At 37.1% G+C, this 18,776-nt stretch carries 16 protein-coding genes; 4 read left to right on the plus strand and 12 right to left on the minus strand.

Going from position 1 to position 18,776, the window contains the following annotated elements; genetic code table 11:
- Positions 1-8: 8 nt before the first annotated feature.
- Entirely contained in the window at positions 9-1,160 is a 1,152-nt protein-coding gene (locus R2Q94_RS13300) for a galactokinase (RefSeq protein ID WP_316821954.1), read from the minus strand.
- An 84-nt stretch (positions 1,161-1,244) separates the two neighbouring features.
- Between R2Q94_RS13300 and R2Q94_RS13305 the strand changes: the two genes are divergently transcribed.
- Together R2Q94_RS13305 and R2Q94_RS13310 are read left to right on the plus strand one after the other, a co-directional pair.
- Positions 1,245-2,282 carry an aldose epimerase family protein gene (locus R2Q94_RS13305; protein WP_316821955.1) on the plus strand — a complete coding sequence of 346 codons (1,038 nt, stop codon included), beginning with the start codon at positions 1,245-1,247 and terminating at the stop codon, positions 2,280-2,282.
- Position 2,283: 1 nt separating this feature from the next.
- Positions 2,284-2,919, plus strand: a complete 636-nt coding sequence (locus tag R2Q94_RS13310) for a DsbA family oxidoreductase (protein WP_316821956.1) — start codon at positions 2,284-2,286, stop codon at positions 2,917-2,919.
- An 86-nt stretch (positions 2,920-3,005) separates the two neighbouring features.
- On the opposite strand, the gene R2Q94_RS13315 is transcribed toward R2Q94_RS13310, so the two are convergent.
- From R2Q94_RS13315 to R2Q94_RS13365, 11 genes are all read right to left on the minus strand, one after another.
- Complete coding sequence (locus tag R2Q94_RS13315; protein ID WP_316821957.1) at positions 3,006-4,109, minus strand: histidine kinase; 1,104 nt, start codon at positions 4,107-4,109, stop codon at positions 3,006-3,008.
- Between the two features lie 2 nt (positions 4,110-4,111).
- Positions 4,112-4,858, minus strand: coding sequence for a sensor histidine kinase (locus R2Q94_RS13320; protein ID WP_316821958.1), 747 nt, complete (start codon positions 4,856-4,858; stop codon positions 4,112-4,114).
- A 353-nt stretch (positions 4,859-5,211) separates the two neighbouring features.
- On the minus strand, positions 5,212-6,543 hold the full coding sequence (locus tag R2Q94_RS13325; protein ID WP_316821959.1) for a HAMP domain-containing sensor histidine kinase: 1,332 nt from the start codon (positions 6,541-6,543) through the stop codon (positions 5,212-5,214).
- A gap of 201 nt (positions 6,544-6,744) precedes the next feature.
- Positions 6,745-7,686 carry a sulfite exporter TauE/SafE family protein gene (locus R2Q94_RS13330; RefSeq protein WP_316821960.1) on the minus strand — a complete coding sequence of 314 codons (942 nt, stop codon included), beginning with the start codon at positions 7,684-7,686 and terminating at the stop codon, positions 6,745-6,747.
- Positions 7,687-8,008: 322 nt separating this feature from the next.
- Positions 8,009-8,419: an organic hydroperoxide resistance protein gene (locus R2Q94_RS13335; RefSeq protein ID WP_316821961.1), complete on the minus strand. Its 411-nt coding sequence runs from the start codon at positions 8,417-8,419 to the stop codon at positions 8,009-8,011.
- A gap of 46 nt (positions 8,420-8,465) precedes the next feature.
- Positions 8,466-10,628, minus strand: coding sequence for an FUSC family protein (locus tag R2Q94_RS13340; RefSeq protein ID WP_316821962.1), 2,163 nt, complete (start codon positions 10,626-10,628; stop codon positions 8,466-8,468).
- Between the two features lie 540 nt (positions 10,629-11,168).
- Entirely contained in the window at positions 11,169-12,314 is a 1,146-nt protein-coding gene (locus tag R2Q94_RS13345) for a hypothetical protein (RefSeq protein WP_316821963.1), read from the minus strand.
- A gap of 87 nt (positions 12,315-12,401) precedes the next feature.
- Positions 12,402-13,487, minus strand: a complete 1,086-nt coding sequence (locus R2Q94_RS13350; RefSeq protein WP_316821964.1) for a tetratricopeptide repeat protein — start codon at positions 13,485-13,487, stop codon at positions 12,402-12,404.
- Between the two features lie 24 nt (positions 13,488-13,511).
- The gene (gene gyrA, locus R2Q94_RS13355; RefSeq protein WP_316821965.1) at positions 13,512-16,133 is read right to left on the minus strand and encodes a DNA gyrase subunit A; all 2,622 of its coding nucleotides are present in this window, start codon (positions 16,131-16,133) and stop codon (positions 13,512-13,514) included.
- 131 nt (positions 16,134-16,264) lie between these two features.
- A complete protein-coding gene (gene hemF / locus R2Q94_RS13360) occupies positions 16,265-17,161 on the minus strand; it encodes an oxygen-dependent coproporphyrinogen oxidase (RefSeq protein ID WP_316821966.1) in 897 nt (298 codons plus the stop codon).
- A gap of 106 nt (positions 17,162-17,267) precedes the next feature.
- Positions 17,268-17,576: a phosphoribosylpyrophosphate synthetase gene (locus R2Q94_RS13365; RefSeq protein ID WP_316821967.1), complete on the minus strand. Its 309-nt coding sequence runs from the start codon at positions 17,574-17,576 to the stop codon at positions 17,268-17,270.
- 82 nt (positions 17,577-17,658) lie between these two features.
- Here R2Q94_RS13365 and R2Q94_RS13370 point away from each other — a divergent pair, with 82 nt between their 5' ends.
- A complete protein-coding gene (locus R2Q94_RS13370; protein ID WP_316821968.1) occupies positions 17,659-18,144 on the plus strand; it encodes a DUF4442 domain-containing protein in 486 nt (161 codons plus the stop codon).
- 2 nt (positions 18,145-18,146) lie between these two features.
- Positions 18,147-18,776, plus strand: a complete 630-nt coding sequence (locus R2Q94_RS13375) for an ATP-binding protein (protein WP_316821969.1) — start codon at positions 18,147-18,149, stop codon at positions 18,774-18,776.

Genomic DNA, 18,776 nt, shown 5'->3' on the forward strand with positions numbered 1-18,776 from the left:
AAATAAGATTAAATTGCCGAAGCGCCATTGCCAATCTCACTGATATAGATAGATGCCGGATATCCAACACGTGCTACATAAAAATCGCTCAGTTTTTTAGAAAAATCTTCTTCTTCACCCTTTTTTAGCAACGCGATCGCACAACCGCCAAAACCAGCACCCGTCATCCTGGCACCAATTACATGTTCATAATTACTGCAAAACTCCACAACAGTATCCAATTCTTTTCCTGTTACTTCATAAAGGTCTTTCAAAGATTGATGAGAAGCATACATCAAACGACCAAATTCCTGTAAATTTCCATCGTTCAATGCTTTGGCAGCAAGGTTTACCCGATCGTTTTCCTTGATCACATGCGTTGCTCTTTTCAATACGGTTTCATCAGTAATCAATTGGCTATGCAAGGCAAACTTCTCTGCGTTAAGTTCGCATAGGTTGTGCAACTTGATTTCCTGGTTTAATGCCGCTAAAGCTGCCTGACATTCCGCTACTCGTTCATTGTATTTTGATTCCGCAAGCTTTCTAGGTTTATTGGTATTGATAATGGCCAGACGGTATTCACCAAGGTTGCAATCCACTGGTTTGTATTTTAAAGTGTCGCAATTCAAGACCAAAGCTTTGTGTTCTTCGCCAAATGCAACGGCAAACTGATCCATAATGCCACAGTTCACACCGATAAATTCGTTTTCTACTTTCTGTGCCAGCAACGGAATTTCAAGTTTTTCATATCCTAAGTTGAAGAAATCATTTAAGGCATAGGTCATGATCACCTCAATAGATGCAGAAGAAGAAAGACCTGATCCAATTGGGATATTACCGAAAAACAATAAGTCTAACCCAGTAGGAATTTTATGTTTTTTTAGAATTTCATGGAATACACCCAATGGGTAGTTGTACCATTCCGGGCCGGTTTTAACATAAGAATCCTGCAATGGAAACTCTTGCTCCTCAGGGAAGTTAAGACTTTTAAAGCGAATCACCTGGTCGTTATTAGGGGCAATACTCAACCAGGTACCAAGGGTAATCGCGCATGGCATTACTAATCCACCATTGTAATCAATATGCTCTCCAATCAGGTTCACGCGTCCAGGGGTAAAGTAATTCGCCTTTGGTTCTTGTCCGTATAGCGCTGAGAATTTTTCGGTCAATTCCGCTTTCATTGTAATTTTTTAAATTAATGTTTTTGTTTTAAGTAAAGTATTGATAGTATTGTTATAAATAACAACCGCCCTAATATACAATTTATGGAAACAAAGCTAATCAAGACCGGAAAATTTATTGACGATAAAGAAGTCTTCGGAATTGAGTTAACAAATACACAAGGAACTTATGTGAAAATATACAACTATGGTGCAATCATCAATAAGTTCATTGTAACTAATAAAAATGGTGAAAAGCAGGATATTGTACTTGGTTTTGATGATTTTGAAGGATATATCTCTGAAGATTACTTAGCAAACTACCCTTATTTGGGTGCAATCATCGGTCGTTATGCCAATCGGATTAAAAATGGAAGGTTTGAAATAGATGGGAAAGTACACCAGTTATCTACCGCAAAAGGAGGAGATTGCCTGCATGGTGGTGATACCGGTTTCGACAAAAGAGTCTGGACCATTTTGCCTACGATTGATCCGAGTCTGACACTACAATACATCAGTCCGGCGGGAGAAGAAAATTTCCCTGGAAACCTGACGATTCAGCTGACTTTTAAGCTAACAGACGATAATGAATTGAGACTGGACTATAAAGCGAGTACAGATGAGGCAACGGCAATCAACTTAACGCATCATAGTTATTTCAATCTTTCTCCAGACCTTGGTCCGATTGATCAGCACTTCCATAGAATGCCGGCAAGCAATTATCTGGAACAGGATGATAATTATGTGGTAACTGGTAAATTAATCCCGGTAGAGGGCACAAATCACGACTTTCTGGGCGGTAAGACCTTTGGTCATGATTGGAATCCTGAAGAAGGTTATGATCAAACTTACGTTCTGGATAAGCCATATGGAGAATTTACGCTTGCGTCTGAAACCTCAGAAGAAAAAAGTGGACTAAAGCTATCTGTATATACTACTGAACCTGTTGCACACCTATACACGGCAAAATATTTGACGGTGCAGGATGGCAAAGCCGGAGCAACTTATCATCCTTTTGAAGCTTTTTGCGTAGAAACACAACATCATCCAAATGGAATCAATATTCCTTCTTTTCCAAGTACAATTTTGAGACCTGGTGAGATTTATACACAAACAACAGTTTATAAAATAGAACATAATTAATATGAAAGTTGACATCTGGTCGGACGTAAGGTGTCCGTTTTGCTACATAGGAAAGAGAAAGTTCGAAGCTGCTTTGGCTAACTTTGATCACAAGGGAGAAATAGAAGTGGAATGGCATAGTTTCGAACTGGATCCAAATGCGGTCACAGTATTAGACAAGACATCTGAAGAGTATCTGGCAGAGCGTTATGGAAAGTCGAAAGAATGGGCAGCGGAAACCCATAAAAATGTGGCAAACGCAGCTGCAGAAGTAGGGCTTGATTTCAATTTTGACAAGGCCATTGTAGCCAATTCTTTTGACGCACATCGCTTAATTCAACTGGCAAAAACAAAAGGTCTTGGTGATGCAATTGAAGAAGCCATGTTTAAAGCACATTTTACCGATGGGAAAAATATTGATGATCATGAAGCTTTAACAGCAATTGGCCTTGCTGTCGGTTTGGAGGCCGCTGAAATTATAGAAACGTTAAATAGTGATCGTTTTACCGATGAAGTAAGGTATGATGAAAAAACGGCAGAAACCATTGGGGTTCGTGGCGTACCTTTCTTTGTATTTAATGAGAAACTGGCGGTGTCAGGTGCACAACCACCGGAAACATTTTTAGGCGCTTTAAATCAAGCCTGGGAGACCCGTTAATGATCTGGTAAAAAAGCCTTGCCCTGAATTAACTTTCATGAGCAAGGCTTTTTACCTTATAAAGGGATGTTATGTTGGGTAATTCTTTACTTTTTCTGCAACATTTCTTTTGCTATCATCGCCTTTTCCTCTAAAGGAAGACTTAAGCGTACAAAAAAAGGTTCTTCCTTTTCGCTAGGTTCATAATAAAGCATGATCGCATCCCCGTAAAGTTGACTATAGTTACTTTGATAATCTTCCAGGTCAGCTAAAAGCTGAGCTGTTGGTTTGGAATCATATTGCATTTCCAGGTGTAATTCATCTGTTTCAATTAAAATGATCACCTCTAATGAAACGGGATGATCGTGCCGGATCTTACAAAAAACTTCCAATAGGTTAACAATAGAAAGTGGCGCAATGTACTTATCACTCGTTATCCCTTGAATAGCTAACTTGAGTTGAAGCTGGTGATGTTGTTGATCCAGGCTAATAAAATGTACAAAAGACTGAAAAGCTGATAGCTCTTCTTTCAAAGGACTATAGAGTTGACGACCTCGGTAAAGTCGGTATCTCAACAGGTCAGAAAAAGTAAGGATAGCCTCAGGCGTGCTTTCTTCAGGCACTTTAGCTGACTCCTTCAACTGATGCAAAGACCTCATCAGGAAGTCAGGATTGATATTGTTTTTCAATAGGTCTAATTTTACCTGCTCAATTTCTTTCTTTTCTTTTTCCAGCTCTAACAATGTACTGTTTTCTTCATTTTTCTCCATAAAGAAGAGCATAATAGAGAAAAAAAAGAAATTCAGAAGATAGGTTGCCAGTTTACCAATATAGATTTGGGAGATGCCCAGGTTTGTATTGGGTTCAACAGGGTCTGTGAGGTGAACGAAGGCTCTTCCAAAAAAAATATCAAGAAAAGCTATCGTTAAATAACAAGTGATCACCAACAACCAGAACTGCAAATTCTTATTCCTTTTAAAAAAGTAGGGAATAAAGTATAAGCAATAGAGATAAAAAAAAGAAGCAATTAATAAATTCGACAGAAAGAAATGATTGAAAATTAAGGAAGGGGTAATTGGTCCCTTGGCACGCATTAACGTACTAACAATCAATACCCATATCCAATAGGCAATATGGGCTACCCAACGGTACTTATTAAAATAAACCCATCGGTTACGTTCATTAATCTCAAGTTGTACAAGATTGCTCATGGTTAAAAATTAAGGATTAGATAGATTTCAAAATAATCAGGAGCATTGTTGATATTTAATTTATGACGTCTCGGATATAGAATTTCCAGTCGTCGCTTAACATTCTTTAAACCGATTCCTCCTTGATATTCAGAAAAAACCTGGGGAGAGGCATGTGCAGGTTTGCTATTTTGCAATTTAAAATGAAGCTCATTTTCTAATACTTCAATCTCCATATTAATCCAAGAATTGCCTAAACTAGTTTTAGTGCCATGTTTGAATGCGTTTTCCAAAAAATTAATCAATAATAATGGTGCGATCTTACGTCCTTCAGTTTGTCCTTTAATTGAGGTCGTTATAGTACATTGTTCTTCGTTATGTCTTAATTTCTCCAGTGCCACATAACTATTGGTAAAAGTAAATTCATCGTCTAGATTCACCAGTTCTTCTTTACATTCGTATAGCATGTAGTGTAATAAAGACTCTAATCGTTCAATAATGATCGGGGTTCTTTCAGATTTCTTTAAACTGAGGGCATAAATATTATTGAGTGTATTGAATAGGAAATGTGGGTTGACCTGCGACTTTAAAAACCGGCTTTCCAATTCAATCTTTTCAGATTTAAAGTGCTCCAAACGCTTAATTTCCTTTTGCCGGTCATAAATGTCAATGAAATAATAAAAAGCAATAAACACAGTTGAAATGAACATATAAAGCATAAAATGCTTTTCCAGGAGAATCTGGAAGCTAAATTCTGGTTTAACACTCATTGCAGGAATTGCATTGATGGTTAATTTTATGATGCTAATATTTAAAATAAACCAGCTTAAAAAAACAAGTGGAAAACATAGCCAAAAAACATACTTCTTTTCCTTCTTATTTAATGGGATGATGAAAAGCAAAAATGTATAGGATTGCAAAAATATAGTCAGACAAAATGTGCTGAGAAATACTACTGGAAATGGTTTAGGGAATCTTGGACTGTTAAAAAATCCACTTCTACTGAAAATTAATAAGGCCAAACCAACAAATATGGTCCAGAATATAAGGTGAAGTAGCCATCGATAATTAGAAAAGGTTTGAGAAAAATGCTGTTTGAAAGCGGGAGTCATCAATTAATAGTTTAGGTTCGGCCAGGTAAAGTTATAATAAATTTGCTTCCTTCATTCTCTTTACTTTCCACAACTATGCTTCCTTCATGCTTTTCAATAAAATCTTTACATAACACTAGCCCCAAGCCAGTTCCACTTTCATTATTCGTGCCTCTACCAGGCATCTTCTTTTCAATACGGAACAGATTATTCAATGTTTTGATGTTCATTCCTACTCCAAAATCAATCACAGAAATTCGGACGGATTGATTGGTGATTTCTGCATGTATTTCTACGCTACCGAAATTTGGAGTGAATTTAATCGCATTGGACAATAGGTTTCTAAACACGGTGTGAATCATATCAACATCGGCTGAAATCAGAATTTTCTCAGGAACATAATTGATAATTTCAATATTTTTCTGGGCAGCAACGATCTTTAATACTTCTATGCTGGATTTCAAGGTCTCATAAACATCTAAAATACGGGGTTTAAAATTCATGATTCCAGCTTGATTAGTAGACCATAACAATACATTTTCTAAAAGCTTTGCACTATTACTTAGGCTGTTCTGTAACATGTGATAGGTTCTATTACGCTCTTCTGGATCTTCCTCAAATACACCTTCTTCCAGAAAAACAGTTAAGGCAAGTGCCGAATTTAATGGTCCACGAAGGTCATGTGCCAAAATAGAGAAAAACTGATCTTTACTTGAATTGATACTTTCCAGTTCTTCATTAGCAATGGTCAGTTTATCATACTGATACTCCAATATTTGTTTTTGGGATTGTATGAGACGATCCTGCTTAAAACGGGTCATATTATTGTTCCACAAAACCCAGGATATGACAAAAGAAACACCAATTACACAAAGTCCGTCGATCGCATTGAATAAAATAGTGTTTTGATTAGGCTGAGTGAGGGTAACTCCATAACAAAAAAAACAATAAATCATGAGGAAGTAAATCCCGGCATTTAAAGGTCTGATTAGAATAGTTGCGGCATTTAGTACACAGGCCAGCATAAAAGTAATGATGGCATTGTCTAATGACTGTCCGAAAATAGAGCACAGTGCACCACAAATAGCAAATACTAAGAAAACCAGATGTGGTAATAATTTACTGATCAGGGAATATTCTCTTTGCGTAAATTTAAGAAAGAGTCCAATCAAGCTTAAAAAAAGACATAGGGGCCCCATCACCATGTTGATAAAGAATAGGTCATTTAACCAACTCGTTTCCTCGGGACCTACTTTAAAATTACCATATCTAAAATAGAGATGGATAATTAAAGTGATTGGAACAAATAGACTGGTGATAGTGATACACCTGTCGAGGTTAGTAGAACTAACTTCATCTTCCATGATCATTTTGTCTAGAGGTGGCCTTTGAAAGAACCTCAGAAATAGATTGAGCGTGTTTGCCATTTTGATAATAGAACAAATCTATTCTTTTATTTTATAAATAGCTAATCTTTTGAAAATGAAGTGTTAATGAGCTTTTTATTTTAGATTATGTATGGCATAATCTACTTTTTAAAGCAAAAAAATTAAGCTTATCTCATCTTAAATAATCTTATCAATGGAAGTCCAAATGATTCGCAAACTTGACAATATGACGATCACTGCAACGCCTATAAACATCTTCTTAATGGGAAGTTTTCCTACTAAACGTGCAGCGATTGGGGCAGCAACCACACCACCAATGAGCAATCCAATAATAGACTGCCAATGACTTACACCAAGAATGAAGAAAAATGTGACTGCACTGGCCATCGTTACGAAAAACTCTGTTAAACTGACTGATCCAATCACATATTTAGGAGTTCGTCCTTTTGAAATGAGCGTAGAGGTGACTAAAGGTCCCCAGCCGCCGCCGCCAAAGGAATCCAGGAACCCTCCAGCACCAGCTAACCAACCTGCACGTTTCACTTTCTGCGGTTTAGGTTTTACCTTAAATGCATTAGTTAATATTTTGATTCCCAATGCCAGGGTGTAGACAGATATCACAGGCCTTATGTAACCAGAGAAAGCTTCGCCAGCATATCCTAGTAAAATGGCACCTGTTATTGCGCCTAAAACACCAGGGATAAGTAAAGTCTTGAAAAGTTTCTTGTTGACATTGCCAAATCGATAATGACTAAAGCCTGATGCACCGCTGGAAAACATCTCAGCAGTATGGATACTTCCCGAAATTACTGCAGGATTCAAGCCTCCCGACAACAATAACGTTGTTGAAACAACACCGTAGCCCATGCCCAGAGCTCCGTCTACCATTTGAGCAAGAAATCCAACCATGAGCATCCATAAGAAATTCTTATCCATTAATAGGTAAATCTCATTACCGTAAGCTAGCACAGATTCGTAGCTCAGATAAGAAGCTATTCCATAACCAATAAATAAGGCAGCTAAAATCAACAAGCACAAATAGGCAATTCTCTTCCATTTTTTTTCTTGTGAACCGCTAATTTTTCGGCTTAATGTAATTTCTTTTTCTTCTAAACTCATGAGTATCCTGCGCTAAAAATTTTGTTTGCTGAACCCTGGCACATAAGGACCAAGGCTATATTCAATCGACACACATAAAGTCTATCTAATTAGTAGACAATAATATGGTAACTTTTTGAATAAACAAAATTATCACAGGCATTTCAGGTGTTTTTAATTTAAAAATAACCTGTTAAGTTTTTAAAATGAGTAGGATATGATCAGCGATGAGTTGAGGATGGTCCAATAGCTGATGGGAGAAAAGGAGAGGGGTTAAAGACCGTCTTAATATAAAAAGATCCTGAAAAATTAATTTCAAGATCTTTTTATCAAGAAATATAATTTAAATCGCAGTTACGCGAGTTTCGATATTCCCTCTGGTAGCTTTAGAATATGGACAGGCGCGGTGGGCTTTGTCTGCCAATTTTTGCGCTTCTTCAGTAGTAATTCCTGGAATATGAACATCCAGATCCGCAGATAAAACAAAGGAATTATCATCTTTATTAAAAGAGACATGAACTTCGACGGTTGCTTCAGAAACATCAACTCCGTCATGATTTGCTACAGCACCTAAAGCGCCCAGATAACAAGGACCCCAGGCCGCTGCAAATAGTTGTTCAGGATTTGTTGCTCCACCTTGTCCACCCATTTCCCTTGGTTTTCTTAAGTCAAATTCTATTGTTCCATCGCTGGACTTAATATGCCCATCACGGCCACCTTTTGCCGTCACAGATGCGGTATATATTTTTTCCATAATTTAAATTTAATACCACTAGAACATTCTTTATGGCTATATGGTTTTAAATTTTAATTTTTTCGCAGAGTTTGAAAATATCGTAAGCTACTTTTTGGATCAGGTCAAATTGTTCATGAATGATGTCATCACTGTTGTCAATACCTGAAATTCCTGACTTTTTATTTTGTCTGATCAAGGGCACATTGCTCAGAGTAGTACTTTGTTTATCTAAGACCTCAAGAGATAAATTCATCAAATAGGTCGTATTATTCACTACTGGTTTCAGCTCTTCAAAGTTCGATATTCTAAAGGAATGCTCCTTGTTATATAAGGAGAGCGTGGCTACATAAGATGATAAAAGATGATTTAAAGCCGTAAACTGATGTAGCTCCTTCATCAGTAATTGCTTACTCTTAGGCTCGGAAAACATGCGCTGAAATAGTGAAGCTAAATTAGCAGTGGTTACATAAACTTCTTTTCTGGCCACCTTATAATTGGTCATGTTATGAGCGTCATCGCTATATAGAAATGTAACCTGTTCGAAATAATTCATATTAGCCCTTAAGGTAGCCAACATGGCTTCTTTTAGCTTTTGATGTTCCCAGTTTGGAAATAGGGAATAACTGGCCAGTAAAGCAATTCCAGATCCAATTAAGGTATCATAAATGCGTTCTCTTGCGACAGATAATCCACCCATCCCAAGAAAATCAAAAAGCACAAGAATATAAGGTGTCATAAATAAAACACTCACCACATAATTTTTACGCTGAAAGCTATAGCAGCCGATCATACAGAACAGCAGAATGACGAATAGGGTATGTTTATCCTCTATATACACTAGAATTCCCATTCCTATAAATGCGCCAACCACCGTGCCGATCAACCGTTCATAGTTTCGTTTTTTTGTGAGACTAAAACCTGGTTTAGATATCACGAGAATAGTTAATAAGATCCAGTAGCTGTGTGAAAAATTCAGCAACCTGGCTACTACAAAACCTATCAACATCACTATTGCAACCCTCAGCGAATGTCTGAAAGTAGAGGAGGTGAAGGTGAAGTTTTCAAATAGTAATTTTAAATCGATAGGCTGTCTGGTGATAAACCTTTCCACATCAATCTCCCTGGGTTTTAGATTTTTCTTTTCTTTCTTATTAAAATAACCATTAATTGTTTTTACTCTGGAAAGTATGTTTTCGATATTTACTTCTATGTTTTTAAGTGCAATGATTCCTAAAGTATTGTACTTTCCATCAGTATTGTTATTTTCGAGTGCGGTAATTTCATTTCTCAACGTTTCCACATCCTCAATTAGAGAAGTTGGAATTTTAGGAACACCACCACTTTTTAAAGCAAATGCAATCTCATCTAATTCCTCCGCGATTTTGATAATAACCGATTCATAATGTGCCAAGATACCAGACTCATCAAATTGGTCATGAAGCTGCTCATAATTATAATAGGTCGACATAACCTGCTCAAAAAGATCCACCATATCAACGAATACGAGCAAAAGAAAACGTCCCTCAGGTGTAGATTCCCTGATAATTTCACGGGTTTTGAACAACACTTCCCTTACAGCATCTTGCTTTTCATGCACAAGTACCTGTAACTGAAGTAGCTTTGCGTAATTATCATCATAATCGGTATTTTGATGATAGAATCTGGCCTTAGCACGTAAAAACTCGCTAATTTCATGAATTGAATCACTTAATGTTTGTTGTACTAAGCGGAATGGTCTGATTCTGTACACAAAATAGCTCAATAATGTGTACCAAATGCTACCTATAAAAATGAGTAAAGCAAATACCAATACTTCTTTCCAGGGCCTTACATCATCAATACTCAGCACCATGATCAGTAGGGCAGCAGTGCCAATGGCTGCAGACCTTAAACCATAGAGGAAAAACATAGAAAAAATGAAACTACATATAAATAGCAGTGTCCCAATGAAATAAACATTACTATTGGTTAAACCGACAACTATTGATATGATTGTAATCAAACCTGTAGTGATCATCATGGCATTCCGACGGTGGACAATCGGACCAGGTGTATCCACAACACTAACACATAAAGCGCCTAAAGATAAGGTCATTCCGTACTGAAGTAAGCCAAATTGTGCAAGAATAAGTGAAGGAAGCAATACACCGATGGTAATCCGGAGACCATCAGCAAAATATGTACTTAATAAAAAATCCTGGATACTTCTGATTGGACGATTGAACATAACGTAAAAATAAATTTACAATCATCAATTGTGCCATTAACAACTGCTTTATGCAAAATAACAAAATCACACCATAGTATTAAGACTTATTGCCTCATATCTAATAATAATTTTAATCTTGAAAATTCTAAACAAAATCTGTGAAGTTTTTTGCTTAATTTAGCTTTGAGCAAGATTTTTATTCTTAAAACTCGCTTTGCTATTTATTTTGCCCGAATTACCCGAATTTTAAAATTTGAGTCAGGATCGAGGCAAAATCAACCTGTGTAGTATAGGTTGACCATGATATAAACAGCTTTAAATCAAACAAATGAACAAGTTTGTTTAAGTGATTTTTACAGAGATTTTTGCTTTAATAGTGCTCGTAACAAAAGAATTTCTGGAATAAGCACATCTGTTCACAGATTCTCGACTCTCAAAATACCAAACAATCCATTACTTATATTAAAGTCTCATAATTAATATTATGTTAAGTAGTATTCTTTGATACACCTATTTGATGGTGTATTCTTGTGATTATTAGCTGATTAAAATTCTTTTCTAAAACTCTTCCAATTTCCCTTTTAGCTCCTGGACTTTGTCCAGTCTGTTTTTTCGGGTATAAATATCAATCAACAACTGAACTGTAGATTTGTCATTCTGATTGATTTCATGAGCTTGAAGTAAAGCGATTTCTGCACGATTAATATAAGACGTAAACGACGGGCCATCAGATTTCTTTGATTTTAACGATTCGTTTGCAGCATTTATATAAGCAATACCGAGTTGATGAAGTGCATCAAAATAATTCTCATCAATACTTAAAGCTTTATTATAGGCTAAAATTGCAGTGTTGTTGTTTGCTCTGTTTTGCTGTAGATATCCGTAAAGGAAATACAGCAACTTATTTTTACTCTCCGTCTTTAAGGTAGATTCTATGACACGCATGGCATCTTCATACTTCTCAGTATCCAATAAAAGATTAATATAATCATTGGTAAGAAATACATTGTAAGGATTCATTTTTAATCCATCTTCTAAAGATTTCAATGCCAATTCATGTTCAAATTTAGACGAATAAATTCCACTCAGTTTTTGATATACCGCTGGGTTTTTAATTCCGTTGTCTTTTGCTCTTTTATAATACACCAGGGCTTTATCCAAAGCTTGCATATTTTGTGCAGACAGAGCTGTATTGATCGCCATGGTGGTGTCTTTCGGAAAAAAATCACTTACTTCCTTTAAAAGTTCGTAAGCTGTACTGAAATCATTACTTGCAAAAGCAGCATTCCCTTTATCTTGTTTCTTGATATTTACATTGTAAACTGATGCCGAAATTAATTGCGAATTTGCCTGAAACTTATCTAATCTCTTGGCTGAATCGATGGCTTCAATTGCTAAATTGTAATAACGGTCTGAATTGCTCACATCTGTATCAATGATAGCAACATAAGAACTTAGGTATGCTTTAATCGCCCAGGTTTCCGGCCATTTTCTTGTTTTTTTATCATTTTGAGCAGCCTCAGCAGCCTTAACCCCCTCTCCTAGTATACTTAGCTGTTTTTTCTCGTCTGCTTTGTCGGCAATGGCGAGTTGTAGTTTACCTACACTATTTCTCGCAATTTGCAATTGACTTGTTTGCGAAAAAGCATGGTCAGCACTCAATAAAACTAGGAAAGCAGCATTCAATAAAAGGGTCTTTTTCATACTAAAGGGTGTTCTAGCTACAAACTTATAAAAAAAAAGGAGGGATAAAAATTACCCCTCCTTTTTAATCGAATTATTACGCGCTGATTAAGGTTGTGTTCCTCTTAAAGCGTCTAATTTTTTCTTGGTTGCTTCATAGTTTACCTTGTCATCTTTAAATAAATAAATGATTTTCAAGTTCTCTAATGCATTCTCATTTTTAGGATCCAATTCTAAAGCTGCTTTATAGTAAGGAGTTGATTGATCAATTAAAGCGATCATCTTGTTACTAACTGCGTTGAATTCTTTAGTTTTTTTAGGATCAATTTTATTTCTCTCTGTCTGTAAAGCTAAGGCTTGTTTGTAATAAGTGTCACCTAATAGATATTGATAAATTGCATTTTTTGGATCTTTTGCAATTAATTTATTCAACATCTCCTGAGATTTAGCAATATTGCCAGATTTGATATAAAGGTCAGTTTCTAACCCAATGAAATAAGAATCATCAGGAAATTTGCTGCTCGCTTCTTTTAGGATAGTCAGACCACCTGTAGTATCCTTTAATTTATCGAAAGTAATGTTAACAATCTCAGAATAAAGCACTTTTGAATCTTTGTAACCTAAATCAATTGCTTTCTTGAAGTTTTTAACTACTTCAGGATAGTTTTCAACTGCTTTTGCAGTCACACCTGCATTTACATAAGTAGCGGTATCATTTGGATTTTTAGCAGTTACTTCATTGAAAGCCGATAAAGCAGCAGCGAAATCTTTTTTGTTATAAGCGAAAATAGCGCGATTTCTCAAAGCATTGTCCACATTAATTTCTGCTTGCTGAATGTTATCCTTCTCAGCGCCCTTAGTGTCTAAAGCTTTTGCCTTCACGATTGCTTCTTCAGCAATTTTCTGGTTTGCTTTAGCATTATTAAGGTCTAATGAATCCACTAATGCAATTCTAGATGCAAATAAAGCTCTGTAAGACCATGCTTCAGGCATGTCTTTAGATTTTTCATGAACAATTGCTTTATCAGTATGTGCTAAACCTTCGTTTAACGTTTTCAAGTTATCTGCTAAAGTTGTTGTTTTAGCAATTGCTAACAACGTCCAAGCTTTTTTAGCTTCGTTTACTTCACTTTTTTGCGCATTTGCATAGGTGGCAGCACCTACAAGTAACATACTAAAAAGTACTTTTTTCATCTTGTTAATTTATGGGTCAAAAATTTAATTTTCTTCTTCTTCAGTATCGTCCTCAGCTTCCTCATCTTCTTCTTCCTCTTCTAACTCTTCTTCGATGATTTCTTCTGATTCCTCTGCGCCCTCAGTAACGATCGCATCGTTTACCACAACAGCACCTTCTTCTCCTTCTTCAACTTCTTCAACTTCTTCGTCTTCATGCTCAATCTTAGCTACAGAAGCGATTTCATCATTTCCTTTCAGGTTGATCAGACGCACACCTTGAGTTGCTCTTCCCATTACCCTAAGTTCACTTACTACAATTCTGATGACAATACCTGATTTGTTGATGATCATTAAATCATCTGCATCAGTTACATTCTTAATGGCTACTAATGCGCCGGTTTTTTCCGTTACACTAATGGTTTTAACACCTTTACCACCTCTGTTAGTCACGCGGTAATCTTCAATATCAGTACGTTTACCATAACCTTTTTCTGAAACTACCAGAATAGTTACGCCCGGATCATCAACAGCAATCATGCCAACAACCTCATCCTGGTCGTGTGCAAGGGTTACTCCTCTTACTCCAGTTGCAGTTCTACCCATTGGTCTCACTTTCTCTTCATTGAAACGAATTGCTCTTCCTGAACGTAAAGCCATTACAATTTCGCTCGATCCTGTAGTTAAACTTGCTTCCAGAAGTTGGTCACCTTCGTTAATGTTGATCGCATTGATACCATTTACACGTGGTCTAGAATAAGCTTCTAAAGAGGTTTTCTTAATTGTTCCCTTTTTAGTACACATGATAATGTAATTGTTTTCCAGATACTCCTGGTCTTTCAAGTTCTTTACCTTAATGTATGCTTTGATTTTTTCTTCTTTTGGAATGTTGATGATGTTCTGAATCGCTCTACCTTTACTTAGTCTTGATCCTTCTGGAATTTCATAAACTCTTAACCAGAAACAACGTCCTGATTCAGTAAAGAACAACATATAATTGTGGTTCGAAGCGATCAATAAATGTTCGATGAAATCTTCATTTCTTGAATCACTACCTTTAGATCCTTTACCACCTCTACCTTGAGTACGGTATTCAGTTGCCGGTGTACGTTTGATATAACCTTCATGTGAAATCGTGATCACTACCTCTTCATCTTCGATGAAATCTTCCATGCTCATGTCTTCCGCAGAATGTACGATTTGAGTTCTACGCTCATCACCGTATTTTTCCATCATCTCCGTCAACTCTTCCTTAATGATTTGCATACGTAAATCTTCTGAATCCAGAATAGATTGTAAGTATTCAATAGTTTTCATTAACTCATTGTATTCATCCTTGATTTTATCACGCTCCAGACCTGTTAACCTACGTAAGGTCATGTCAAGAATCGCTCTGGCTTGAATATCGCTCAAACCAAATTTCTCCATTAATCCAGTTCTTGCTTCTTCAGGAGTCTCAGAACTACGGATCAATTTAATTACTTCTTCAATATGATCTAAAGCAATTAATAAACCTTCTAGAATATGCGCTCTTTTCTTCGCTTCTGCCAATTCGAATTTCGTTCTTCTCACGACCACATCATGTCTGTGGTCAACGAAATGACGAATCAAATCTTTCACGTTCAGCATCTGCGGTCTACCATTCACCAAGGCAATGTTATTTACACTGAATGAGGTTTGTAAAGCTGTCTGTTTGAATAGGTTATTCAATACAATTGATGCATTCGCATCACGTTTTATTTCATAAACGATACGGATACCATCCTTGTTGGATTCATCTTTAATATTCGAAATACCTTCGATTTTTTTCTCACCTACCAGTTCAGCGGTACGCTCAATCATCATCGCTTTATTTACCTGATACGGAATTTCTGTAACGATAATGGTTTCACGGTCTTTATTTGTTTCAATTTCCGCTTTAGCGCGCATTACAATACGGCCTCTACCAGTTTCAAAAGCTTCCTGAACACCTGTATAGCCATAAATAATTGCTCCTGTAGGAAAATCAGGTGCCTTTATGTGCTTCATTAATTCAGCTACAGTGATTTCTTTATTTTCGATATAGGCAATGGTTCCATTAATAACCTCAGTAATATTGTGTGGAGGCATATTCGTTGCCATACCAACCGCAATACCAGAAGAACCATTGATCAGTAAGTTTGGAACTTTTGCCGGAAGAACCGTAGGCTCCTGCAGGGAATCGTCAAAGTTAAGTTGGAAATCTACCGTATCTTTATTGATATCGGCAAGCATATCTTCTGCGATCTTTTGGAAACGGGCCTCCGTATAACGCATTGCTGCCGGAGAGTCACCATCAATCGATCCAAAGTTACCTTGTCCTTCTACCATCAGGTATCTTAAGCTCCATTCCTGAGCCATCCTCACCATGGTATTATATACAGAGGCATCACCATGTGGGTGATACTTACCTAATACCTCCCCAACAATACGGGCAGATTTTTTATAAGGTTTGTTGTTTGCAAGTCCCAGATCCAGCATCCCGTATAAAACCCGGCGGTGAACTGGTTTTAATCCATCACGAACATCAGGTAAAGCCCTTGATACAATAACCGACATCGAATAATCGATGTAAGCGGATTTCATCTGCTCGTCAATATTGATTTTTATTATTTTGTCGTTTTCTTGATTTTCTAAATCTTCTGCCATAAATAGTAATGTTCCCTAAGAACGATTTAAACGTGGTATTCTTATAACCTTGCGAATTTAATAAAAAATGCGCCATTCAGGCGCATTGTGGAAAAAATTTATCGTATATATTTTAGGGCTAAAAAGGGCGGTTAAGCCCATTCAATGCCTTTTTTCAGCTTACTTAAAGTATCCGCTTCCGGGCTGTCAGTTAATGGCTGATAATTATACACCCATTTAGCCATTGGAGGCAGGCTCATTAGAATAGATTCTATCCTGCCGTTAGTTTCCAGGCCGAATTTAGTGCCTGCATCATACACCAGATTAAACTCCGCATAACGGGATCTTCTCAGGTACTGCCATTCCTGTTCTTCGGCACTATAATCTGCATCACGGTTTCTATCAATCAATTCTGTATATGCAGGAAGGAAAGTATTCCCAACAGCTGCAGAGAAATCCAGTAGGCGATCAAAATCTAATCCTGTGTTTTCCGGCTTCAGTTTATCATAAAAAATACCGCCAACGCCGCGGGTCTCTTCTCTATGCTTGATGAAAAAATAATCATCGGCATGCGCCTTAAATTTAGGGTAAAAAGAGGCATCAAATTCATCACAGGTTTGTTTCAGTAAATGATGAAAGAAACGCGCATCTGTATCAATTACATAGTGAGGCGTCAGGTCTATCCCACCACCAAACCATCTGGTCTGTCCATCCATCTCAAAATAACGGATGTTCATATGAATAATCGGCACGAAGGGATTATTTGGGTGCATTACAATAGAAACCCCGGTTGCAAAGAAATCATCGTTGTCGAGCTTAAAAGACTTCTTTATCGCCTCCGGTAATTTACCGTGTACCGCCGAGAAGTTTACTCCTCCTTTTTCAATTACATTACCATTTTGCAGAATTCGTGTTCTGCCGCCACCGCCACCATCACGGCTCCATAATTCTTCCTCAAATTTTCCTTTACCATCCGTTTGTTCTAAACCCTGGCAAATGGAGTCCTGAATTTTCTGGAAAGCTGCGACTACTTTATCTTTAAATACCATTTCTCTTAAACTTATCCTCAAAGTTAACTTTATAAAAATTGCCTTTGATGTTTAAGTTGAGATAGTACATTTTTTTGACATAGCGCCATTAAAGAGATGGATTTGATTAATCGTGGTGCATTTTTAGCTTATCCAGCAGCTCGGGAGAAACGTTTTCTGCATATACTCCATAGGCGTCTATTAATACTCCTTTCAGGTTTCCTACCGGTGAGGAGATTGCATAGATAACCGAACTGTCGCCGGGATCGGTCATCCCCTCAAAACGATAAAATTCATCGATCTCAAATTCCTCAGGCATCAACTGTAAATCAATAGCCTTGCATTCAATACAATCGGATGCCAGAATAAAATCATATTCATAACCTCTTTTCTCAAGGTCTGAAACTGCGGCGGTTAGGGTGTCATAAATATACATAGCTCTAATTTAATTAAAATTAATTGTAGTAAAGACCGTTTTAAATTTCATTGTTCAATAAACTTTCAGATATTTAAGCATCATGGTAGTATCAGAAAAAACGCTAAAATGGGGACTTTGTTTGTATCCACCTTTATTATTCCAGCGGATATGGGTAAAAAGATTCCATAAAGGTTTTCGGGGGGTAGATGTCAAAATCAACAGGAGTCTTTTTAACAAGAATTACAATGGATCAATATTCGGAGGGACGATTTATGCCGCAACAGATCCGTTCTATGCCTTATTGTTTGATCAACTCCTCAGACGGGAAGGTTATAAAATAAGGGTCTGGCTAAAAAGTGCTTCCATACAATACCTGAAACCGGGACATGGGGATCTCTTTTTCACCATAAGGGTGACTGACGAAATGCTCAATGAGGCGATAGAAGCAATGAACACGGTAGGCAAATTTGTCAAAGCCTATCCAATGGAAATCACCAATGCCCAGGGAGAATTATGCGCAACAGTGATGAATGAAATATATGTGCGCAATTTACATCATGGAGAAAAACCTCGCATCGCCTATTAGCTATGAACATCAGGAAACTCATCTTGCAAGGCGAAGGAACGACCCTTGATTTTAAGAAAACCATTACCAATCACGAAAAAATCGCGCGTAGTCTCGTGGCATTCGCCAATCATAAAGGTGGACAATTATTGATTGGCGTAGCCGATGATGGTACAATTAAAGGGGTGAAATCTGAAGATGAAGAAAAATATATGCTCCTTAAGTCTGCTGAGCAATTTTGCAGACCGGCGGTCGATTTAAGCTTTGAAGAAATCTATGTGGATGATAAATTGGTTTTGGTCGTGAATATCAACGCCAGCGAAACCAAACCTCATTACGCATTGGATGAAAACAAGAAATGGTGGGTGTATTTTAGAATTCAGGACAAAAGTTTACTGGCCAGTAAAATTTTAGTGGATGTCATAAAAAGAACAACGGAACATCCGCTACCTTCCATTCCTCAGGGGAAAGAAGAAAAGGCATTATTCGATTACCTGACACAGGAAGGGCGAATTACTTTAAAACAATACAGCAAAATCATTAAAACCTCGTACAAAAAAGCACAAAAGATACTAGTCAACCAGATTCTGACTGGCGCTATTCAACCCCATACTTCCGAAAAGGAAGAATATTTTACATCAATTTCACAATAA

This window comes from Pedobacter gandavensis, assembly GCF_032678465.1.
Taxonomy (GTDB): domain Bacteria; phylum Bacteroidota; class Bacteroidia; order Sphingobacteriales; family Sphingobacteriaceae; genus Pedobacter; species Pedobacter gandavensis_B.